At 70.1% G+C, this 22749-nt stretch carries 18 protein-coding genes and 1 riboswitch; of the genes, 9 read left to right on the plus strand and 9 right to left on the minus strand.

Annotated features, from left to right (window positions below; genetic code table 11):
- Positions 1 to 2: 2 nt before the first annotated feature.
- Genes ACGFIV_RS13200 through ACGFIV_RS13210 form a run of 3 tightly spaced genes read right to left on the minus strand, consistent with a single transcriptional unit; the run spans position 3 to position 2442 of the window.
- Complete coding sequence (locus tag ACGFIV_RS13200; protein ID WP_358560996.1) at positions 3 to 1220, minus strand: bifunctional 3,4-dihydroxy-2-butanone-4-phosphate synthase/GTP cyclohydrolase II; 1218 nt, start codon at positions 1218 to 1220, stop codon at positions 3 to 5.
- Positions 1217 to 1837 (minus strand): nicotinamide mononucleotide transporter family protein, encoded by a 621-nt coding sequence (locus tag ACGFIV_RS13205; RefSeq protein WP_358560994.1) that lies wholly within the window; start codon positions 1835 to 1837, stop codon positions 1217 to 1219. Before ACGFIV_RS13205 ends, ACGFIV_RS13200 begins: the two co-directional genes overlap by 4 nt.
- Positions 1834 to 2442, minus strand: a complete 609-nt coding sequence (locus ACGFIV_RS13210) for a riboflavin synthase (protein WP_358560991.1) — start codon at positions 2440 to 2442, stop codon at positions 1834 to 1836. Before ACGFIV_RS13210 ends, ACGFIV_RS13205 begins: the two co-directional genes overlap by 4 nt.
- Before the next feature lie 338 nt (positions 2443 to 2780).
- Positions 2781 to 2911, minus strand: a riboswitch (FMN riboswitch).
- Between the two features lie 553 nt (positions 2912 to 3464).
- Between ACGFIV_RS13210 and ACGFIV_RS13215 the strand changes: the two genes are divergently transcribed.
- From ACGFIV_RS13215 to ACGFIV_RS13255, 9 genes are all read left to right on the plus strand, one after another.
- A complete protein-coding gene (locus ACGFIV_RS13215; protein WP_358560988.1) occupies positions 3465 to 4493 on the plus strand; it encodes an ABC transporter permease in 1029 nt (342 codons plus the stop codon).
- Positions 4494 to 4550: 57 nt separating this feature from the next.
- Positions 4551 to 6332 carry an ABC transporter substrate-binding protein gene (locus tag ACGFIV_RS13220; RefSeq protein WP_358560985.1) on the plus strand — a complete coding sequence of 594 codons (1782 nt, stop codon included), beginning with the start codon at positions 4551 to 4553 and terminating at the stop codon, positions 6330 to 6332.
- A gap of 79 nt (positions 6333 to 6411) precedes the next feature.
- On the plus strand, positions 6412 to 7392 hold the full coding sequence (locus ACGFIV_RS13225; protein ID WP_358557622.1) for an ABC transporter permease: 981 nt from the start codon (positions 6412 to 6414) through the stop codon (positions 7390 to 7392).
- A 38-nt stretch (positions 7393 to 7430) separates the two neighbouring features.
- Entirely contained in the window at positions 7431 to 8495 is a 1065-nt protein-coding gene (locus tag ACGFIV_RS13230) for an ABC transporter ATP-binding protein (protein WP_358557616.1), read from the plus strand.
- Positions 8492 to 9532: a dipeptide ABC transporter ATP-binding protein gene (locus ACGFIV_RS13235; protein ID WP_358557613.1), complete on the plus strand. Its 1041-nt coding sequence runs from the start codon at positions 8492 to 8494 to the stop codon at positions 9530 to 9532. Before ACGFIV_RS13230 ends, ACGFIV_RS13235 begins: the two co-directional genes overlap by 4 nt.
- Before the next feature lie 89 nt (positions 9533 to 9621).
- Positions 9622 to 10365, plus strand: coding sequence for an SDR family oxidoreductase (locus ACGFIV_RS13240; protein WP_358557610.1), 744 nt, complete (start codon positions 9622 to 9624; stop codon positions 10363 to 10365).
- A gap of 117 nt (positions 10366 to 10482) precedes the next feature.
- Positions 10483 to 11667: an ROK family protein gene (locus ACGFIV_RS13245; RefSeq protein WP_358557608.1), complete on the plus strand. Its 1185-nt coding sequence runs from the start codon at positions 10483 to 10485 to the stop codon at positions 11665 to 11667.
- 484 nt (positions 11668 to 12151) lie between these two features.
- Positions 12152 to 13291: a TIM barrel protein gene (locus ACGFIV_RS13250; protein WP_358557605.1), complete on the plus strand. Its 1140-nt coding sequence runs from the start codon at positions 12152 to 12154 to the stop codon at positions 13289 to 13291.
- A 102-nt stretch (positions 13292 to 13393) separates the two neighbouring features.
- A complete protein-coding gene (locus tag ACGFIV_RS13255; protein ID WP_358557602.1) occupies positions 13394 to 16708 on the plus strand; it encodes a PQQ-dependent sugar dehydrogenase in 3315 nt (1104 codons plus the stop codon).
- Between the two features lie 150 nt (positions 16709 to 16858).
- Here the strand turns inward: ACGFIV_RS13255 and rpe are convergent, their stop codons facing one another.
- The 6 genes from rpe to ACGFIV_RS13285 form a co-directional block, all read right to left on the minus strand.
- Positions 16859 to 17521 (minus strand): ribulose-phosphate 3-epimerase, encoded by a 663-nt coding sequence (gene rpe, locus ACGFIV_RS13260; RefSeq protein ID WP_358557599.1) that lies wholly within the window; start codon positions 17519 to 17521, stop codon positions 16859 to 16861.
- A gap of 114 nt (positions 17522 to 17635) precedes the next feature.
- Complete coding sequence (locus ACGFIV_RS13265) at positions 17636 to 18130, minus strand: cupin domain-containing protein (protein ID WP_358557597.1); 495 nt, start codon at positions 18128 to 18130, stop codon at positions 17636 to 17638.
- A 61-nt stretch (positions 18131 to 18191) separates the two neighbouring features.
- Positions 18192 to 19598, minus strand: coding sequence for an RsmB/NOP family class I SAM-dependent RNA methyltransferase (locus ACGFIV_RS13270; RefSeq protein WP_392834614.1), 1407 nt, complete (start codon positions 19596 to 19598; stop codon positions 18192 to 18194).
- A 69-nt stretch (positions 19599 to 19667) separates the two neighbouring features.
- Positions 19668 to 20618 carry a methionyl-tRNA formyltransferase gene (gene fmt / locus ACGFIV_RS13275; RefSeq protein WP_358557594.1) on the minus strand — a complete coding sequence of 317 codons (951 nt, stop codon included), beginning with the start codon at positions 20616 to 20618 and terminating at the stop codon, positions 19668 to 19670.
- A 4-nt stretch (positions 20619 to 20622) separates the two neighbouring features.
- Positions 20623 to 21171, minus strand: a complete 549-nt coding sequence (gene def / locus ACGFIV_RS13280; protein WP_358557591.1) for a peptide deformylase — start codon at positions 21169 to 21171, stop codon at positions 20623 to 20625.
- 167 nt (positions 21172 to 21338) lie between these two features.
- Positions 21339 to 22700, minus strand: coding sequence for a hypothetical protein (locus tag ACGFIV_RS13285; RefSeq protein ID WP_358557588.1), 1362 nt, complete (start codon positions 22698 to 22700; stop codon positions 21339 to 21341).
- Between the last annotated feature and the right edge of the window lie 49 nt (positions 22701 to 22749).

Genomic DNA, 22749 nt, shown 5'->3' on the forward strand with positions numbered 1-22749 from the left:
GCTCATCGCACTCCTTCGATCTGGTGGCCGAGCCTGTCGCGCTTGGCCGTGAGGTACTTGATGTTGTACTCGTTGGCGGCCACCGGCATGGGCTCGCGGCCGATCACCTTGATGCCGTAGCCGTCGAGGCCGCGCAGCTTCGCGGGGTTGTTGGTCAGCACCCGCACCGACTTGACCCCGAGGTCGGCCAGCATCTGGCCGGCGTTGGAGAACTCGCGGGCGTCCACGGGAAGGCCGAGCTCCAGGTTGGCGTCCACGGTGTCGCTGCCGTTGTCCTGGAGACTGTAAGCCTTGAGCTTGGCCAGCAGCCCGATGCCGCGCCCCTCGTGGCCGCGCAGGTAGACGATGACGCCCCTGCCCTCGGCCGCGACCGCGCGCATGGCGTGGTCGAGCTGCACCCCGCAGTCGCACCGCAGCGAGCCGAGGACGTCCCCGGTCAGGCACTCCGAGTGCGCGCGGACGAGGATGTTCTCGCCGTCGCCGAGGTCCCCGTAGACCAGGGCCATGTGCTCGCCGCCGTCGATGCCGCTGGAGAAGCCGTACGCGCGCCACAGGCCGTACCGGTTCGGGATCTCGGTGACCGCGACCCGGACGACCACGCGCTCGGTGCGGCGGCGGTACTCCGCGAGCTGCTCGATGGAGACGAGCGCGAGGTCGTGCTCGTCGGCGAACTCGCGCAGCTCCGGCAGCCGCGCCATCGTGCCGTCGTCGTTGACGATCTCCGCGAGCACGCCGGCGGGGGTGAGCCCGGCGAGCCGGGCGAGGTCGACCGCCGCCTCGGTGTGGCCGCGGCGGGCGAGCACCCCGCCGTTGTGGTAACGCAGGGGGAAGATGTGGCCGGGACGTACCAGGTCGAAGGGCTCGGTGGCCGAGTCGGCGAGGGTGCGGATGGTCTTGGCCCTGTCGGCGGCGGAGATGCCGGTGGTCACGCCGTCGCGGGCGTCCACGCTGATCGTGTACGCCGTGCGGAGCCGCTCGCGGTTCTGGTGGACCATCAGGGGCAGGCCCAGCCGGTCGAGGTCCTCGCCGAGCATGGGGACGCAGATCACGCCGCTGGTGTAGCGGATGGTGAAGGCGAGCAGCTCGGGGGTGGCCTTGGAGGCGGCGAAGATGATGTCGCCCTCGTTCTCGCGGTTCTCGTCGTCCACGACGACGACGGGACGGCCCTCGCGGATGTCCCTGATCGCGCGCTCGATCGGGTCGAGCGTGATGTCGCTCATGCGGTCACTACCTCCAGCCGGCGGCTGTACTGCCGCCTCCATTCGCGGATCCCGAGCAGAACCATGACGAAGAAGACGCCGTACACCACGCCGGAGACGACGAGGCCGGAGCTGAACGCCAGGGGGACGCCGACCAGGTCCACCGCGATCCAGATCCACCAGAAGTCGATCAGCGCCCGGCCCTGGGCGTAGGTGGCGATGGCGCTGCCGACGAAGATGTAGGCGTCCGGGACCGGGGCCCACGACCATCCGGTCACGGTGAAGAAGAGGGCGACCAGCGCGGTGGCCACCACCATGACCGCGATCAGCGTCACCCGCTCGCGGGTGCTCCCCGGCCGTACGGGCAGCGTCTGGCCCTCCTTGGTGCCCCGCGCCCAGCGGACCCAGCCGTAGAGGGCGAGCACGCCGAACATCGCCTGCTTCAGCGCGTTGCCGGTGATGTGCGCCTCGATGGAGGCGGCGAACAGCAGCACCGATCCGACGAGCTGCACCGGCCAGGTCCAGATGGTGCGCCTCATCGCCAGCCACACGGTCGCGAGCGCGCAGACGTTGCCGGCCAGGTCGATCCAGAGCAGGTGCTGGCCGGCCAGGCTGAAGCCCGCTTCTGTCCAGTTCACGACGCGGCTCCCGGGACGTGCGCGCCGACGAGCTTCTCGACGTACTTGGCGATCACGTCGACCTCCAGGTTCACCGGATCGCCCGGCCGCTTGATGCCGAGCGTGGTGAGCTGGAGCGTGGTGGGGATGAGGCTCACGGCGAACTCGGCGTCACCGACGCTCACCACGGTCAGGCTGATGCCGTCGACGGCGATCGACCCCTTCTCGACCACGTACCGGCCGAGGCCGGGCGGCAGCGAGACGCGCACGACCTCCCAGTGCTCGGCGGGCTCGCGGGACAGCACCTCGCCGGTGCCGTCGACGTGGCCTTGCACGATGTGGCCGCCGAGCCGCTGGTCGGCGCGCACCGCCCGTTCGAGGTTGACCCGCGTGCCGGGGGTGAGGGACCCGAGAGAGCTGCGGTCGAGGGTCTCCTTCATCACGTCGGCGGTGAAGGTGTCGCCATCGGCGCCGGCGACGGTCAGGCAGACCCCGTCGACCGCGATCGACTCGCCGTGACGGGCGCCGGGGGCGACGATCTCGCCGCGGATCGTGAAGCGCGCCGCGTCGGGCAGCACCTCGACCCCCGCGAGCTCACCGAGCTCCTCAACGATTCCAGTGAACATCAACGCTCCTTATGCGATGCGGCCGTGCGGGGAGCCGGAGGCTCGGGCCGATCGGATCCTGCGTGAGGAAGCAACCCATGAGGACCCGCGCGTCTTCCGTGGGGCAAGGGGAACCAAGGGAACCCGTGGAAGAGGCGAGGACGGCGGCAGGCGCGCGCGAGAGGGCCACGGATGGCAGGAGAGGGTGCGGCGCGTGCGATCGCGCGGCACATGATGACGTCCGGTCGCCCACCCGGCCCCTCCTACTCGCCAGTAGCTTTGCTGCCACGGCGGGCCCCGGGGTGATCGGGTGCGGCACAACGCACCACGGAGGCGTTCGGCGACGGGTCGCCGAACGCTCGCGCGCTTCCTCCCATCCGGACTTTAACCGTCGGTCCCGGAATTCCACCGGATCCACCGGCCGATGGACTCGGCCGGGTCGCGGACTGTCACCGCCGGTTCGGAATTTCACCGACCCCGGAGCACGCTGCTCTGCCTATCAGTGTGCCATGTCCAGCAAAGGGGACGTAACCCTCATTACCCCCTACTTTAACCAAGCGCTTGCTAGGTGGGGTGACCCCAGCCGGGCGGCGGCGCGTCGAACGACGTGCGCAGAGGGGTCGAGCGACACGCGCGGAGGGGTGGGGCGCCCCGGGTGCCAGACACGGCCGGAGCGCTCACGGCCGGAGCGAGCGCCATGGTCCATCGCGCCATCTCCGGGGAACTTCGCAAGTGGGGCATTACCACTCGGCACCCACATCCGCACCCATTTGCGTGGTTGGCGGGTAATCGGGCGATTCCGTCATGGCGATGTCATGCTTGTGTCACAGAATCGTGACAATTCAAAATGCGAGCATTCGGTAGTGTGTCCCACGACATCGGCGCAGGTCAATGGGTTCAGGGACACAACCTGATTGACTTTCCACAACGAACGGCGAAATCGTGTAAAGGATGAGTCGCGGACATTGACCCGCGGGTAATAAATTGCCAAGGTTCCCTCAAGTCACGATTTACTGCGATCGATCTCTGGTGGCACCCGCACAATGACTCTCCCCTCACAGGCCGCGACCGAGGCTGGTTCCGACCCCGTCGACGCCGTCCCTGCCGCGACGGCCGGCGCGGACGGCTCCCCCCTCGTGGGCCGCTCCCCCGCTCAGCTCATGTGGCGGCGATTTCGCCGTGACCGCACCGGGGTGGTGTCAGCCGCGATCGTGGCCTTCTTCTTCCTGGTCGCGATCCTCGCACCGGTGATCTCGTGGCTGTACGGCAAGGACCCGTACACCACCTACGGCCAGAACGCGCCGGGACTGCTCAACGACTACGGCTACCCGATCGCCCCCAACGGAGGCGTCAGCGGCGACTTCTGGTTCGGCCTTGAGCCGGGCCTGGGCCGCGACGTGTTCATGCAGCTCGTCTACGGCATCCGCACGTCGCTGTCCATCGCGATCGTCGTCACGGTCGTCACGACGATCATCGGCGTCGTGATGGGCATCTGGTCGGGCTACGTCGGAGGCAAGACCGACTACGTGATCGGCCGGATCATCGACACACTGCTGGCCTTCCCGTCCCAGCTGTTCCTCATCGTGTTCCTGCCGGTCGTCGAGGCGGCGTTCGTCACGCCGGAGGAGGAAACGCCGATCTGGCTGCGTTACGCCTCCATCTGCGTGGTGCTCACCGTGCTCGGCTGGGCGACCATCTCCCGCCTTCTCCGCTCGCAGGTACTCTCCCTGCGCGAGCGCGAGTTCATCGAGGCGGCCAGGGTGACCGGGGCCTCGCCGTTCCGGATCATCTTCAAGGAGCTGCTGCCCAACCTCTGGACACCCATCATCATCCAGTCCACGCTCGCGCTGCCGCTATACGTCGGCGCGGAGGCCGGGCTCGGGTTCCTCGGCGTCGGCATGACCGAGCCGACCCCAGACTGGGGGCGCATGTTCCTGGTCGGCTCGAACGTCTACCACCAGGACATCACCTACCTGGTCTTCCCCGGTGTGTCCATGGTGATCTTCGTCGTCGCCTTCAACCTGCTCGGAGACTCCCTGAGGGACGCCTTCGACCCCAAGACCCGGCGATAGCCGTCCACCCGCTGACCTGCTGACCAGGACAGCAAGCACATGATCAGGAAGGTCGATATGACATTCGCACCCAGGAGGGCCACCACCGCGGTGGTGATCCTCACCGCCGGGGCCCTCGCGCTGGCCGGTTGCGCCAAGGGCGGTGGCGGCGGTCCCGTCGCGTCGGGTGGCGCCGCCGCTTCGCCGACCGCGACGCAGGCGGCCGTCAGCACCATCGTCGTCGGCACGGCCACGGACTCGCAGGGGCCGGCCACCGCGGTCGAGGGCGCCAAGTCGGGCGGCACGGTCAACATGATCGACCGTGACGACTTCTCGCACCTCGACCCGGGCCGCGTTTACCTGAACTACAACGCCACGGTCTCCAAGCTGTTCACCCGGCAGCTGACCGGCTACCGCACCGGCGCCGACGGCATCAAGCTGGTCGGCGACCTCGCCACCGACACCGGCACCACGACCGACGGCGGCAAGACGTGGAAGTTCACGCTCAAGGACGGCCTGAAGTGGCAGGACGGCACGCCGATCACCTCGGCTGACATCAAGTACAGCGTGGAGCGCCTGTACGCGCCGTTCATCACCGAGGGCCCGACCTACGTCCAGCAGTGGCTGGTCGACGGCGACTACCGCAAGGCGTACGAGGGCCCGTACAAGGGCAAGTCGCTGGACGCGATCGAGACGCCCGACGAGAAGACCGTCGTCTTCAACCTGAAGTCCGCGCACCCCGACTTCAACTTCACCGTCGCCATGACCGGCTACGGAGTGGTGCCCAAGGCGCAGGACACCAAGGAGAAGTACGACAAGAAGCCCTTCTCCTCCGGGCCGTACCAGATCGAGAGCCATGTGACCGACAAGTCCCTGGACCTCGTGCGCAACCCGAACTGGGACCCGAAGACCGACCCGATCCGCAACGCCTACCCCGACAAGTGGCACATGGAGTTCGGCGTCCAGTCGCAGAACTCCACCGAGCGCTTCCTCGCGGACTCCGGGCCGGACAAGACCGCGATGACGTTCCACAACGCCATCGCGGCCGAGCGGGTGCAGGAGGTGCTGGACAACGCCGAAGCCATGAAGCGCTCGATCCAGGGTCTGACGCCTTTCACCACCTTCTACAACATCAACACCAAGCGGATCACGAACGTGAAGGTCCGCCAGGCGATCATCAAGGCCTGGCCGGCCAAGCAGCTTCAGCTGATCTCGGGCGGTGAGGTCAACACCGGCAAGATCGCCACCACGGTGATGAGCCCGACGGTCCTCGGCTACGAGGCCTTCGACCTGTACGGCACGCTGGCCAAGCCGACCGGCGACCCCGAGGCCGCCAAGGCGCTGCTGAAGGAGGCCGGTGAGCCGAACCCGACGGTCGTCTACGCCTACAACCAGACGCCGACGCAGGAGAAGATCACCGTCGCCATCAAGGACGCGCTGACCAAGGCCGGCTTCAACGTCGTGGCCAAGCCGCTCAACCCGGCGACCTTCTACGACGCCATCGGCCCGAAGGACAACAAGTTCGACATCTACTGGGGCGGCTGGGCGGCCGACTGGCCGACCGGTTCTACCGCGATCCAGCCGCTGTTCGACGGCCGTCTGATCGCCGACAACGCCTCGAACTACAGCCACCTCAACGTCCCTGAGATCAACGAGGGGATCGACGCCGCGAACGCCATCACCGACGCGGCCGAGGCGGGCAAGGCCTGGGCCGCGCTCGACAGGAAGATCATGGAGCAGGCCGCCATCGTGCCCGAGTACTACCAGACCTACTTCGGTCTGTACGGCTCCGGCCTCGGCGGCGTGGAGTTCAGCGCGCTCGACGGCGAGCAGTCGCCGACGAACGTCTACGTCAAGTAGTCACAGATTCGCCGCCGTCCGGGCCCCGGCCCGGACGGCGGCTCTCAGTCCCACCCAGCAGGAGAAGAAGCCCGAGGCCATGTTCCGGTTTTTCGTCCGTCGACTCATCGGCGCAGTCGTGATCCTGCTGATCATCAGTGCCGTCACGTTCTTCCTTTTCTACGCGATCCCCCGCGACCCCGCCCGGGCCTTCTGCGGGAAGATCTGCCCACCCCAGAACCTCGCGCTGATCCGCCACAACCTGGGCATGGACGAGCCGCTGTTCCTGCAGTACTGGCACTGGTTGATCGGCATCTTCGCCGGGCGCGACCTCGTGCAGTTCGGCGAGTGCTTCGCGCCCTGCCTCGGTTACTCGTTCGCCACCCAGGAGCCCGTCTTCTCGGCCATCATCGACCGCTTCCCCGTCACCCTCTCGGTGACCATCGGCGCGGCGGCCGTGCTCCTGAGCTTCGGCATCGTCACCGGCATGATCGCGGCCTGGCAGCAGGGGAAGCCGCTCGACAAGATCGCCAGCACGTCGTCGGTGGTCGGCGCCTCGCTGCAGATCTACTTCATCGGGCCCATCCTGGTCTTCTTCATCGTGGACAGCCTCGGCCTGCTACCGCGCCCCTCGTACGTCCCGTTCACCGAGGACCCGCTCGGGTGGTTCATCCACCTGCTGATCCCGTGGGTCGTGCTGTCGATCATCTTCACCGCCAACTACACCCGCATGACCAGGTCGGTGATGGTGGAGCAGCTCGCCGAGGACTACGTGCGCACGGCGCGGGCCAAGGGCATGTCGAGCCGCACGGTCTTCCTCCGGTTCGCCTGGCGTGGCGCGATGATCCCCATCGTCACCATCTTCGGCGTGGACCTCGCCACCCTCCTCGGCGGCGCGATCATCACCGAGCAGACGTTCACGCTGCACGGCATCGGCGAACTGGCCGTACGCGCCGTGCAGAACACCGACCTGCCCATGCTTCTCGGTGTCACCCTGGTGGGAGCGTTCGCGATCGTGTTGCTGAACATCGTGGTGGACATCCTTTACGCCTTCATCGACCCGCGCGTCAGGCTGGGCTGACCGGCCATGCGCACACGTACGACTCCGAGGAGCAGCAAGTGACCACCGTCACCTGGGACCGCGAGCCCGTTGCACCGCGTGGTCCCGGGCCGTTCCTGTCGGTCCGCGACCTTTCGGTGGAGTTCAGCACCGAGGACGGCGTCGTCCACGCGGTGGACGGCCTCTCGTTCGACCTGGAGAAGGGCACCACCCTCGGCATCGTGGGCGAGTCCGGGTCGGGCAAGTCGGTCTCCAACCTGGCGATCCTCGGCCTGCACGACCCGGCCCACACCAAGATGGGCGGGGAGATCTGGCTGGAGGACCAGGAGCTCATCGGCGCCGACCGCGCCACGATGGAGAAGCTCCGCGGCAACCGGGTCGCCATGATCTTCCAGGACCCGCTGACCTCGCTGTCGCCGTACCACACGGTCGGCCGGCAGATCTCCGAGGTCTACCGCAAGCACAAGGGCGCCAGCAAGAAGGACGCCCGGGCACGGGCCGTCGAGATGCTGGAGCGGGTGGGCATCCCCCACGCCAAGACCCGGGTGGACGACTACCCCCACCAGTTCTCCGGCGGCATGCGCCAGCGCGTCATGATCGCCATGTCGCTGGTGTGCGACCCGGACCTGCTCATCGCCGACGAGCCGACGACCGCCCTGGACGTCACCGTGCAGGCGCAGATCCTCGACCTGCTCAATGACCTCCAGCAGGACTTCGGCACCTCCATCATCCTGATCACCCACGATCTCGGCGTGGTGGCCAAGACCGCGCACAACGTGCTGGTGATGTACGCGGGGCGGTCGGTCGAGCAGGGCAGCGTCCAGCAGGTGCTGCGCGAGCCGCACCATCCCTACACCTGGGGCCTGCTCGGCTCGATGCCGAAGCTGAACTCCAACGTGGACCTTCCGCTGCTGCCCGTGCGCGGCACGCCGCCCAGCCTGCTCAACCCCCCTCCGGGCTGTCCCTTCCACCCCCGGTGCGACTACCGCCAGGTGGTCGGTTCCGATCTGTGCGCCCGCGAGCGGCCCGAGCTGTCCCCGGCGGAGGGACACAGGGACGCCTGCTACCTGACGCTCGCGCAGAAGCGGGAAATCTTCGACGGCACCATCAAGGAACGACTGTGACCGAGACTCTGCTGGAGCTGTCCGGCCTGACCAAGCACTTCCCCGTCATGGGCGGGATGGTCTTCAAGCGCCAGGTCGGGCGCGTGCACGCCGTGGACGGCATCGACCTGACCGTGGGGGCCGGCGAGGCCCTCGGCCTGGTGGGCGAGTCGGGTTGCGGCAAGTCCACCACCGGCCGCCTGGTCGCCCGGCTGCTCGAACCGACGGCCGGCACGATCCGCTACCGTGGCAACGACATCAGCCACGCCAGCCGCCGCGAGCTGAAGCCGATCCGCTCCGAGATCCAGATGATCTTCCAGGACCCGTACTCGTCGCTGAACCCGCGTCACACCGTGGGCACGATCATCAGCGGGCCCATGGAGGTCAACGGGATCCAGCCCGAAGGCGGGCGGCAGAAGCGCGTCCAGGAGCTGCTGGAGATCGTCGGCCTCAACCCCGAGCACTACAACCGGTTCCCCCACGAGTTCTCCGGAGGACAGCGGCAGCGCATCGGCGTCGCCCGCGCGCTGGCCCTGTCTCCCAAGCTCATCGTGGCCGACGAGCCGGTGTCCGCGCTGGACGTGTCCATCCAGGCCCAGGTGGTCAACCTCCTGCAGCAGCTCCAGCGCGACCTCGGCATCGCGTTCCTGTTCATCGCCCACGACCTCGCGGTGGTACGGCACGTCTCCCAGCGCGTGGCCGTGATGTACCTCGGCAAGATCGTCGAGGTCGGCGACCGGGATTCGATCTACGAGCGGCCCCGCCACCCCTACACCCACGCGCTGCTGTCCGCCGTGCCCGAGGTGGCGGTGCCCGAGGAGGGCGTCGCGACCGAGCGGATCCGCCTGGCCGGGGACGTGCCCTCGCCGATCGACCCGCCGTCCGGCTGCCGGTTCCGCACGCGGTGCTGGAAGGCCAAGGAGAAGTGCGCGGCCGAGGAGCCGCCGCTGATCCAGATCGGCGGCAACCGCGAGGGTCACCTCACCGCCTGCCACTTCCCCGAGGAGCCCACCACCCACGGCGAGAAGGAGATCGTCCTGGACCCGGCGCTCGCCTGACCGCGTCCGCCTCCTCCCCTGGCACTGATCGTCGCGACGCCATAGGTTCGAGCCAGGCCCGTGACAGGCGAACGAGGGTGGAGGCAGCAGTGGCAGCGCTTCAGGGGAAGATGGCCGTCGTCACCGGAGGGTCCCGGGGCATCGGCAGGGCGATCGTGGAACGGCTCGCCCGCGACGGCGCCGAGGTCGTGTTCACGTACGCGAGCAACGCCGGGGCCGCGGCGGAGGTCGAGGAGACGGTGAAGGCCGAGGACGGCGCGGCCCACGGGATCCAGGCCGACCTGGGCGAGCCAGGATCCGCCGAGCGGGTGATGGAGAGGGCCGCCGAGCTTCTCGGAGCCCTCGACATCGTCGTCAACAACGCCGCCGCGACCTTCACCCCGGCCCCCATCGCCGAGACCGGCGACGAGCTGTTCGACCGCGTCATGACGGTCAACGCGAGGTCGGCCTTCGTCATCATCCGGTACGCCGCGAGGCACCTGCGCGACGGGGGCCGCATCGTCAACATCTCCACCCTCAACACCGCCCGCCCGGCGCCCGGCATCGCGCCGTACGCCGCCAGCAAGGGGGCGCTTGAGCAGCTCACCGCCGTCGCGGCGCAGGAGCTCGGCCCGCGCGGCGTCACCGTGAACACCGTCTCCCCCGGCGCCACCGACACCGACCTGCTGCGGGCCACCAATCCGGCCGACCGGCTGCGCATGGTCTCCGCGATCACCCCGCTCCGCCGCGTCGGGCAGCCCTCGGACGTGGCCGACGTCGTGGCGTTCCTCGCCGGTCCCGACGGCCGCTGGGTGACCGGGCAGAACATCCTCGCCACCGGAGGCCTGGTCTGACCGGACTTTGTCCAGTGAGAGGAAGAAGGGGTACTATGCGGCAGAACTTCGCGCGGTGCCCGCGTAGGTAGCCATCCTCACTCGCGCAGTCCCCGACCTGGAGGGCGCGTCCGGCGAATGACAGCTCGCCCCGAAAACATCCATCAGTCGCGGCTCCTCCTGCTCCTGCGCGGAGAGGGCCCACGCTCGCGCGCCGAGCTCGGCGACGTCGTCCGGCTCTCCCGGTCGAAGCTGGCCGTGGAGCTCGACCGGCTCGCCGATCTCGGGCTCGTGGAGCCCGCCGGGCTGGCGGCCTCCCGTGGCGGCCGGCGCTCCGGCATCGTGCGCATCGCGTCGGACCTGCGGTTCGCCGGCATCGACATCGGCGCCACGTCGATCGACGTGGCGGTGACCAACGGCGAGCTGGAGGTGCTCGGGCACCTGTCCGCCCCGGCGGACATCCGCGAGGGCCCGGCCGCCGTCCTCGCCCAGGCCCGGGAGCTGCTGGACAAGCTGCGGGCCAGGGGCATCGCCGGCGAGATCCACGGCACAGGCGTCGGCCTGCCGGGTCCGGTCAGCTTCCCCGAGGGCGTGCCGGTGGCGCCCCCGATCATGCCCGGCTGGGACCGCTACCCGGTGCGGGAGGCGATGAGCGAGGAGCTCGGCTGTCCCGTGCTCGTCGACAACGACGTGAACATCATGGCGCTCGGCGAGCTGCACGCCGGGCTCGCCAGGTCGGTGGACGACTTCCTCCTCGTGAAGATCGGGACCGGCATCGGGTGCGGCATCGTGGTCGACGGCCAGATCTACCACGGGGTGACCGGCAGCGCGGGCGACATCGGGCACATCCAGGTCGACGACCACGGCCCCATGTGCGCCTGCGGCAACACCGGCTGCCTGGAGGCCTACTTCGGAGGCGCCGCCCTGGCCAGGGACGCCCTCGCGGCGGGGCGGTCCGGCCGTTCCGCGTTCCTCACCGCGCTGCTCGCCGAGAGGGGCGCGCTCACGGCGGAGGACGTCGGGGCGGGGGCCGTCGCGGGCGACGCGATGGCGCTGAGCATGGTCCGTGACGGGGGCCGGCGGGTCGGCAGGGTGCTCGCGAGCCTGGTGAGCTTCTTCAACCCCGGCCTGGTGATCATCGCGGGCGGGGTGGCCGGGCTCGGCCACGTGCTGCTCGCCCAGGTCCGCAGCGTCGTCTACCAGCGGTCTCTGCCCCTGGCCACGGGGAACCTCCCCATCGTGCTGTCCGAGCTGGGGGACACCGCGGGCGTCCTCGGGGCGACCCGCCTGATCAGCGACCACGTGTTCGCCGCGCACGCCTAGCCGCGGGTCCACGGCCGGTCGGCCATCGACAAGGCGCACGGCAGATCTCCATCATCGCGGTGATACAGCGCATTACTGCGACATTTCGGATCCTAGGTAGGACATCCGCCACTGGCAAGGGTCCACACTGGAGCCGCCCGGCCGGCCGGAGGGTCCACCGCGCCTCGCCTCGACACATCCGGTCACCAGGGACAAACCGGTCTAAGCAGGGACTTTGTCCAGCTGTGAGGAAAAGTCCAAATTGAGATGACGAAACTTCTTCCAAAACCGGCAAAAGCCGCGTAACTTCCACGCCAAGTTCTTCGCACAGTAACAAGGGGCTGGAGTGAGCCGAGCGGCGGCATCGACCGGCAGCACACCGGGGCCACAAGTGCCGAGGGAGTCGCTGCGTCCGGAACGGAAAGGAGCCGGCCACCAGCTCTGCCACGGCATCGGGGACCAGCACGTTCTTCACCACCCACGCGCAAGGCGGGAGTACAACGCAATGAGTGCACACGAAGAGGAGATCCAGGTGGGCGGCGCGCTGCGCCGCGGTCTGGGGCTCAACCGGCGTCAGTTCCTGGCGGCCACGACCGGGGTCACCGCGGTGGCCGCCGTCACCGCGGTCGGCGGGCTCGGGTCCGCGGCCCGCGCGGCCGCCGGCCCGAACGGCGTCCTCATCCCGCCGCCCAGGCGCGGCATCATCCTGTACACCGTCCGGGACGCGATCTCGCGCGACCCGAACTCGACCCCCCTGGCCTCCGGCTTCCGCAAGGTCTTCGAGGAGCTCGGGCGGATCGGCTACGCGCAGGTCGAGTTCGCGGGCTACACCCAGCACGCCAACTCCGAGGGGGGCGCGAACCTGGAGAGCGTCGCCGGCGCCCGACTGCTGCGTGGGTGGCTGGACGACAACGGCCTCAAAGCGCAGGGCAACCACGGCTACATCCCGGGCTCGTGGCCGTTCACCCAGCCCGACCTGGACCGCTTCAAGCAGCACCTGGAGATCGCCAACATCCTCGGCATGGACCACGTGGGGACGGGCAACGACCCCACGGGCAGCGCCTACAAGGCCGACTGGGACATCGCCGCCGCCAAGTGGAACGCGCTCGGCTCGATCGCCCGCGACGCCGGGCTCAAGCTCTACACTCACAACCACGACGTGGCGTACAGCTTCCTGCTCGACAGCGGCCCGCTCGACGCGCAGGGCCGGCCCACCCGCTCGTCGGGCATCCGCAGGCTGGAGTACTTCCTCCAGATCAGCGACCCCAAGGCCGTCCACCTGGAGATGGACATCTTCTGGGCGCACGTGGCCCAGTACAAGCACCGTACGTTCACCGCGCCCGACGGCTCGGTCCAGACCGACATCTTCGACCCGCTGTCGGTGGTCAGGCCGAACACCAAGCGCTTCCCGCTGTTCCACGCCAAGGACGGCAGGTCCAACCCGGCGACCGGCAACGGCTACGACATGGTGCCCTTCGGCACCGGTGACATCGACTACGCCGCCTTCTTCAGGGGCGTGGGCGCCAAGGGATCCCACAACCCGATGTACGAGCAGGACAACGCCCCCGGCGGCACGGCCAACCCGGGGCAGTCACTGCAGTACGCCGAGGTGAGCTACGACAACATGGCCGCGCTGCGGGGGTAGCGAACCCCGACGGTCCCCGGCGGACCGCCACGTGCTCCTTGCAGCGGCACGCGTGGCGGCCCGCCCTCTATCTGAGCCCCCCCAGAAGAAGAGGCGCAGCTGTTGAAGCTTACCCGTACCCTGCTCGGCGGTGTCGTGGCCGCCATGGCACTGTCGCTGACGGCGCCCGGCGCCGTCCCCGCCTACGCGCACCCGGGGCACGACCCCGCGACCGAGTGGTCCAGCTACGAGAAGATCACCCTCAGCAAGAGCGTCGGCGAGCCGATCGACATGGCGGTGCTGCCCGACAGGCGCGTGCTGCACACCGCGCGCACCGGCGACATCCGGCTGACCGATCCCGCCACCGGCATCACCAAGATCATTAATACCATCCCGGTCTACAACAACTCCGAGGACGGTCTCCAGACGATCGGGATCGACCCGGACTTCGCCGACAACAAGTGGGTCTACGTCTACTACGCGCCGAAGACCATGACGGCGCCTTACCCGGAGACCACCCCCACCGGCGCCTCGCCGAACGCCGTGCCCGCCGGCGCCGACGAGACGTACTGGAACCAGTGGAAGGGCTACAACCAGCTCTCCCGGTTCAAGTGGACCGGTGACGCCCTGGACCTGACCACCGAGCAGGTCATCATCAAGGTCGAGACGCAGCGCGGGCAGTGCTGCCACGTCGCCGGCGACTTCGACTGGGACGACGACGGCAACCTCTACCTCGCGACCGGTGACAACACCCCGGCGAGCGCCCCCGGGGCCAACGGTTTCGCGCCCAACAACGACGCCCCGGGCATGAACCCCGGCTTCGACTCGCGGCGCGGCGCGGGCAACAGCAACGACCTGCGGGGCAAGATCCTCCGGATCAAGGTGGGGGCCGACGGCTCGTACACGATCCCCGCCGGCAACCTGTTCCCGGTGGGGACCGCGAAGACCCGTCCGGAGATCTTCGTGACGGGCGTGCGGAACCCGTTCCGCATGGACGTCGACCCCGGCACCGGCACGGTCTCCTGGGGCGACTACGGCCCCGACGCCGGCGCTCCGGACGCGGCCCGCGGCCCGATGGGGTACGTGGAGTGGAACGTCACCCCCATCACCAAGCCGGTGAACGCCGGCTGGCCGTACTGCACGGGCGACAACTTCAACTACAACAACTGGAACTTCGCCACCGCCACGCCGCGTGAGTGGTTCGACTGCGCGGCAGGGCCGTCGAACACCTCCCGGTGGAACTCCGGCCTGGACAAGCTGCCGCCCGCGACGCCGGCGGACCTGTACTACGGCGACAACAACACCCACCAGCCCGCCGAGTGGGCCGGGCTCACCGACTTCGACCTGCAGCAGAACGGCCAGGGCCCGATGGGCGGCCCGGTCTACCACTACGACGCGGACAACCCCTCGCCCACCAAGTTCCCGCAGTACTGGGACAAGAAGTTCTTCTTCGCGGAGTTCTCGCAGGACTACCTGGCCGCGTTCACCGTGACGGGCTCGGACGGGCCGGTCACCGCGATCGAGCAGTTCCTGCCGAACAGCGAGCTGAAGAAGATGGCGATGCCCATCACCGACAGCCCGATGGACATCGAGTTCGGCCCCGACGGCTCGCTGTACGTGCTCGACTACGGCAACGGCTTCTTCCGCGAGAACCCCGAGGCGGGCCTGTACCGCATCGACTACACGCCGGGGAACAAGTCGCCCCAGGCGAAGATCGCCGTCGACAAGCGGTCCAGCAGCACCGCTCCCCTCACCGTCGGGTTCAGCGGCGCGGCGTCCACCGACACCGAGCCGGGCCAGCTGACCTACGAGTGGGACTTCGACGGCAACGGCTCCTTCGACGCCACGGGCGTCACCGCCTCGCACACCTACGACAAGCTCGGCCAGTACATCGCCCGGCTGCGGGTGACCGACGCGCAGGGCAAGTTCGGGCTGACCACCATCGAGATCAGCGTGGGCAACACCGCGCCGAAGGTGACCATCGCCACTCCCGGCGACGGCGCGTTCATCGACTGGGGCAACGCCGTGCCGTTCCGCGTGGAGGTCACCGACGAGGAGGACGGGAACAGCCCCGTCTGCGGCAGGGTGCAGTGGACGTTCGGCCTCGGCCACGACACCCACGCCCACCCGATCACCACCGGCACCGGCTGTACGGGCGCGTGGGCCACGCCCGCGGACGCGCCCGACCACGGCGTGACCGAGAACATCTTCGGCGTCGTCGTGGTGAGCTACCGGGACAACGGCGCCAACGGCATCCCCGGCGCGCTCGGCGACACGACGCTCATCCTCAACCCCAAGCTCATGCAGGCCGAGCACGCCGACGCCCTCAGCGGCGTCACCAGGACCCCGGACGAGACCGCGTCCGGGCTGAGCAAGATCACCTCGTTCGACGCCGGGGACTGGATCGCCTATGACCCGGTGAACCTCGCCGGCATCACGTCGGTGAAGACGCAGGCCTCCGGCGCGGGCACGCTGTCGCTGCGCTGGAACTCCCCGGCGGCCGCGCCGTTCGCGACCGTCACGGTGCCCGCGGGGACGGGCTGGCAGACGGTCACCACCGGGCTGCCGAACGCCCCCACGGGCAGCGGCAAGCTGTACGTCACCTCGACGGGCGGCGTCGACGTCGACGCGTTCACCTTCGTGGGCGACGGCGCCGCCGACAAGACGCCGCCGACGGTCTCGGCGACGCTCAACCCGGCCCAGCCCGGCGGCGAGAACGGCTGGTACACCGGCAACGTCACGCTGACGGTCACCGCCACCGACAACGGCACGGTGTCGAGCCGTCAGTATTCGCTCAACGGCGGCACGACCTGGTCGAACGCCAACAACCCGGTCACCCTGAGCACCGAGGGCACGACCGAGGTGCGCTACCGGGCGACCGACAACGGCGGCAACGTCTCGCAGGTCGGCACCATCACGGTGCGGATCGACAAGACCGCCCCGGCGCTGTCGGTGAGCGGGGTGGAGGCCAGGCAGTACGGCGACTCGGCCTCGGTCACGCCCGTCTTCTCGGCGTCCGACGCGACCTCGGGCGTGGCGAGCGTGACGGCGACGATCGACGACAAGGCGGTCGTCTCCGGGCAGCCGCTCGCCCTGTGGAAACTGGCGCTCGGCCGGCACACGCTGACCGTCACAGCGAAGGACAAGGCAGGGCAGACCACCAAGCAGACCGTCACGTTCGAGGTCACGACCTCCTTCACCGACCTCGGCGCTCTCCTTGACGCCTTCAGTGCGGCGGGAAAGGTGCACAGCGGCTCGCTCGCGGCGCAACTCAAGGAGGCCGAGAAGCAGGCGGGCAAGGACGCGCCCGCCAAGGCGATCAAGAAGCTGGACCAGTTCACGGAGTTCGCCCGTGACCCGCAGAAGGTGACCGACCCGGATGTACGCGACGTGCTCGTCCGCGACGCGGAAGCCCTGATCGCACGACTGCGCGGCTAGGCCCACCGGCCCGGGCCCCGCTCACGGCAGGGCTCGGGCCGGTGCGCATCAGGGCGGGGAGAACCCAGGGGCTCTCCCCGCCCTGGCTTGGATCCCCACCGCATCGCGGCGAGGGGAAAGGGAGACGCGGCGAAGGCAGGCGGTCCGGCGCTAGAGCGCGCGCTCGGCCTGGGCGCGGAGGTCCTGTACGGCCCTCGCCGGGTCGTCGGAGCCGTAGACCGCGTTGCCGGCGACGAACACGTCGGCGCCGGCCTCGGCGCAGCGCTCGATGGTCTTGGCCGAGACCCCGCCGTCCACCTGGAGCCAGATCTCGCCGCCGTGCTTGCCGATCAGCTCGTGCGCCTTGCGGATCTTCGGGAGCATGATGTCGAGAAAGGACTGCCCGCCGAACCCGGGCTCGACGGTCATCACCAGGAGCATGTCGATCTCGCTGAGCAGGTCCTCGTAGTCCTGGACCGCCGTGCCCGGGTTCAGGGCGAACCCCGCCCTCGCGCCGGCGGACCTGATCTGGCGCAGGGTCCGCACCGGGGCCTTGGCGGCCTCGGCGTGGATCGTGACGCTGCCCGCCCCCGCCTCGGCGTAGGCGGGGGCCCAGCGGTCAGGGTCCTCGATCATCAAGTGGCAGTCGAGCGGCAGGTCGGTCGCCTTGAGCAGCGACTCGACCACCGGCAGCCCGATGGTGAGGTTGGGCACGAAGTGGTTGTCCATCACGTCGACGTGCAGCCAGTCGGCCACGCCCGCGACCTTGGCGGCCACGTCCGCCAGTCGGGCGAAGTCGGCGGTGAGGATGCTTGGTGAAATCTGTACGGCCATGATGCCGCAGTCTAGGACGTCCGCGCCCGGTCACGTCCTCCGGCGGTGCTCTGCCGGATGACCAGGCGGCGGGGCACGGGGATCTCGCGGGCCTCGTCCCCGTCGCCACCCGGGTCAGACCATGTACTGGTCGTGGCGTAGGTAGAGGTCGGTCCACTCTTCGGGGGTCAGGCCGCGGCCGGTGGCGGCGATCTCGGCGAGCTCCTCGAAGTAGGCCTCGCGCGGCGCGCCCGGAGCGAAGTGCAGCAGCATCGACGCGGGCTCACCCGACTCGTTGCGGAACGCGTGGACACCGCCCTCCGGCACGTGCAGGAAGTCGCCCGGGGTCGCCTCGATCCACGTGTCGCCGTTGTAGAGGCGGATCGTCCCGGACAGGACGTAGAACGACTCCGACATCGTGCGGTGGAAGTGGGCGCTCGGCCCGCTGGGCTTCGGGCCCATGTCCCACCGGTACAGGCCGAACTGGCCGTTCGTCGTCGCGCCGGTGGCCAGGTAGCTGACCTCCGTGCCGCCCTGGCCGATGGTCAGCTCGGCCGCGTGCCCGGCACGCCGGTACGTCGCGCTGACTTCGCCCTCGGCGGCGAAGTACGTCGGCTCCGGATATGACATGTCGCCCCTTCCACTTTGTACGATCATCACTGCTCGCCACCGCCCCGGCGAGGAGCGCCGGTCAGGACCCCTTGCGGAGCAGGGCCAGGAACATCGCGTCGGTGCCGTGGTGGTGCGGCCAGAACTGGGCGTACGGCCCGTCGCCGAGATGGTCGACCTCGTCCAGGAACGCGGGGGCGTCGAGGATCTCCACGTCGCTGCGGCGTTTCGCCACGTCGCCGACCACGGCCTGGGTCTCGGCCAGGTGCGGCGAGCAGGTGACGTAGGCCACGACGCCGCCCGGCCGGGCGGCGTCCAGGGCCGAGCCGAGCAGGCGGCGCTGGAGCGCGGCCAGCTCCGGCACGCTCTCGGGGGAGCGCCGCCAGCGCGCCTCGGGACGACGGCGCAGAGCGCCGAGACCCGTACACGGCGCGTCCACCAGCACCCGGTCGAACGCCGAGGCCCGCCAGGCGGGCTCGGTGCCGTCGGCGGTGACGACCCCGGCCCTGCGCGTCGCCTTCCACACCAGCCTGGCGCGGTGGAACCGCTGGTCGGAGGCCAGCAGGTGGCGCCCGTCCTGGATGGCGAGCGCGTCGAGCAGCCCCGCCTTGCCCCCCGGGCCGGCGCACATGTCGAGCCACAGGCGGTCGGAACCCTCCACCGGCACCCGCGTCAGGGCCAGGGCCACAAGCTGGCTGGCCTCGTCCTGGACGGCCGCGCGGCCCTGCGACACCGCCTCGATCGAGGCCGGGTCGCCCTCGGGCAGATAGGCCGCGTACGGCGAGTAGCGCGCGGGGACGGCGCCCCCGTCGACCAGCTCGCCGACCGTGCTGCGCCCCGGCCAGGCGACCAGGGTCACCCCCGGACGCTCGTTGTCGGCGGCGAGCAGCGCGGCGGTCTCCTCGGCGTCGCCCCCCACGGCGTCACGGAGCGCCGAGGTGATCCACCGGGGGTGGCTGTGGGCGACGGCGAGATGGCCGATCGGGTCGTCCTCGAAGCTCGGGGCCACGATGGGCAGCCACTGGTGGAAGTCCCTGGTGGCGACCTTGCGCAGGATCGCGTTGGCGAACTTGGAGGCGCCCACGCCGATGCGCAGCCGTACGAGGTCGACGGTCGCGCTGACGGCGGCGTGCGGGGGCACCCGGGTCTTCAGGAGCTGGTGGACGCCGATGCGGATGGCGTCGAGCAGCGGAGGGTCGATCTCCTCGGGGGGCCGGTCGCTGCACGCCGCGATGATCTCGTCGTAGGTGCCGAGGCCGCGCAGGGTGCCGTAGGCCAGCTCGGTCGCCAGCGCGGCGTCCCGCCCGGCCAGGCCGCGCTCGCGCAGCAGCGTGGGCATCAGCAGGTTGGCGTAGGCGTCGCGCTCGTCGACGGCCCGCAGGAGATCGTAGGCGACGTTGCGCGCCTCGTCGCGCACCGGCTTCGGCCGCTTCCCGTGGGCACGGCCCCCGTTCTTCGACCGGCCCGCCTGTCTGTCCCCCGGCGTCACATTTCCCCCGTAGTCATGTCCGACCGGTCTGCCCGATCCCCACCAGCTTCGCGTCCGCCCATGTCCGGGTCAGCCGAGCCGGTCGCCGGCCTCGACGCGGGCACCGCGTGCCCACTCGCCGGCCGTCATCTGGCGCTTGCCCTGCGGCTGGACCTCGCCGAGCAGCACCGGGTGGCTCGCGGTGCCCACCAGGACGGTGTTCTTGGCGACGGCGATCTCGCCGGGCGCGAGCGTCCCCACGCCGGGGACCAGCGCCGTGGCGTCCTGCACCGGCCGGACGGGGCCGAGCTTGAGCCGCCCGCCGCGGAACTCGGCCCAGGCGCCCGGAGCGGGCGTGCAGGCTCGGACGAGCCGGTCGACGCGCATCGCGGGCGCCGTCCAGTCGACCCGGGCGTCGACCACGTCGATCTTGTGGGCGTAGCTGATGCCGTCGGCGGGCTGCGGGCGGGCGTCCAGCTTGCCGTCCTGCACGCCGTCGAGCGTCGCCGCGAGCAGCCCGGCGCCCGACTCGGCGAGGCGGGCCAGCAGCTCGCCGCTGGTGTCGGTGGGCCTGATCTCCTCGGTCACGACGCCGTAGACGGGCCCGGCGTCGAGCTCCTTGACGATCTGGAACGTCGCGGCCCCGGTGATGGGGTCGCCGTGCAGCACGGCGTGCTGCACGGGAGCGGCGCCCCGCCACGCGGGCAGCAGCGAGAAGTGCAGGTTGATCCAGCCGTGGCGCGGGATGTCGAGCGCCGCCTGAGGCAGCAGCGCGCCGTAGGCGACCACCGGGCAGCAGTCGGGCTCGATCTGCCTGAGCCTGTCGAGGAACTGCGGGTCACCCGCCTTGGCCGGCCTGAGCACCTCGACCCCGGCGGACTCGGCCAGCTCCGCCACGGGGCTGGAGTGGACCTTGCGGCCCCGCCCCGACTGGGCGTCCGGCCGGGTCACCACGGCCACCACCTCGTGCCGGGGCGAGTCGAGCAGCGCCCGGAGCGACGGCAGGGCGGTTTCCGGGGTTCCGGCGAAGACGAGGCGCACGGTGCTAGAGGGCCTTCCCTTGAGTGGCGTGCGGCGAGAACTTGACCGCGGGAGCCGAAAGGCCGCTCCACTCGGCCTCGCGGATCGCCTTCATCGCCAGCTTGCGCTGCTTGGGGTCCATGCGGTCGATGAACAGCACGCCGTCGAGGTGGTCGGTCTCGTGCTGCACGCACCGGGCCAGCAGGTCGGTGCCCTCGATCGTGACGGGCTCACCGTGCATGTCGAGCCCCTTGGCCACGGCGCGGATCGCGCGCGGCGTCGGGAAGGCGAGGCCCGGGAAGGACAGGCAGCCCTCCTCGCCCTCCTCGTCCTTCTCGTCCGACAGATCGAGGGTGGGGTTGATCAGATGGCCGAGCGTGTCGTCGACGTAGTAGGTGAAGACACGCAGGCCCACGCCGATCTGGGGCGCGGCGAGCCCCGCCCCCGGCGCGTCCATCATGGTGTCGGTGAGGTCCTTGACGAGCTTGCGCAGCTCCTTGTCGAAATCCCTGACCGGCTCCGCGGGGGTGCGCAGCACCGGATCGCCGAACAGGCGGATCGACTGAATTGCCACGGACAACTCCGTTCACATCACGAATTGAAGGTCCCCCTAGTTTATGGCTCGCCGGGAACGCGGCGTTTGCGGTCGGGCCCGCCACGCGCCGCGGGCCCGCAGCCATGCCCCGCCCGCCGTAGGCCCGGAGCGACGCCCCGCCCGCCCACGGCCACGCCCGGCCGTGATCAGCGGGACCGTGCCTTCATGGCCGCCTTGCGTGACGCCTTGGCCACCGCGGGGTCCGGGTGGTGGGCGCCGAGCAGCTCAAGGACGGCGATGGCGTCGGGGTGGCCGCTGCGGCTCATGTCCTCCACCAGGCGCAGCAGCTCGTCTCCGGCCTCCAGCGCCTCGAACTCGCCCATCGCCTCGTGGGCGTCGGGGATGTGCAGCAGCGTCGCCAGCGTGTCGACCGCGAGCCAGGTGCCGTCGTCCTCGGTGAGGGCGGGAGCGTCCAGGTCGCGCACACCGAGCCAGACGGCCGCGTGCCGCCACATCGAGGGCTCGGCCAGCGCCTCGCGCATCGCGGGCTCGGCCTCCGGCCCCATCTCCTCAAGGACCGTGCCGATCACGCCGCGCTGCCCGGCGGTGCCGGACGCCGCGACCTTGATCAGCTCACGGGCGGCGTCCTCGGGAACGCGGCGCTCGACCCAGAGCATCGGGGCGCTCGACGGCGCCTCGCCCGACAGCATCGCGTCGACCAACTCGGCGGCGCTGAGCTCGGCGAACCCGGCGATCTCCGACAGCAGCGGCGCGTCGTGGCCCTCGCGCAGCAGATCTTGCCGCACGGCCCACACGCCGAGCGGGGTCAGGCGGACGCTGTCGGCCGTGCGCTCGAAGAGCCCGCAGTAGCGCAGGAGGTCGAGGGCCACGTCGAGCTCGGCGGGAAGCTTCTCGCGCAGCCGCCGCATCTCGGGGGCACGCGCCTCGCAGCCGATCTCGTGGGCCTGGAGCATGCCCTCGACCAGGGCGGCGTAGGTGATGCCGTCGCTGGTGGCGTAGATCGTGGCGAGCATCTCGGTGAGGTGCTCGTCGGCCACCGCCGAACCCGTGAGCCCCTCCTCGGTGCGGTCGAGCACGTCCATGACCACACCGTCCCAGAACTCCATCAGGTCGGAAGGCAGGCCGGGCCCGGCGGAGACGCCGGTGCGGACGACGCGGAGCAGGCCGGTGTTGACGGCGACGATCCAGGCCAGGCGCAACCGGTCGTCGCCGACGCCGAGCTCCGCCGCGGCCTCGCGGGCGTCGGCGGCGAGCAGCAGCCCCTCGCCCGTCACCTCACGGGTGCCGGTCCACGCGGCGAGCAGCCGGGCGTCTCTCACGAGCGGCACGGAAAGGACCGCCTCGGCGAGCTCGGCAGAGGACGCGATCTCGACGGGCGGGAAGCTCAGCACCTCGCTCTCGCACTCGCCGCAGTCGCAATCTTCGTCGCCGCCCGCCATCTCGGCGAGCAGCGCCTCACGCTCCTCGCCGGACACGCTTCCCAGCTCGTCGATGAGGTTGCGCAGCTCTCCAAGATCGAAGATGCCGCCGTTCCCGCTGTTGGCCATTCAGGCAACTTACTCCACACCAGCCACAGCCGATGACGGACTGCGGACG

The sequence above is a fragment of the Sphaerisporangium sp. NPDC049003 genome (assembly GCF_043197795.1).
GTDB lineage: Bacteria > Actinomycetota > Actinomycetes > Streptosporangiales > Streptosporangiaceae > Sphaerisporangium.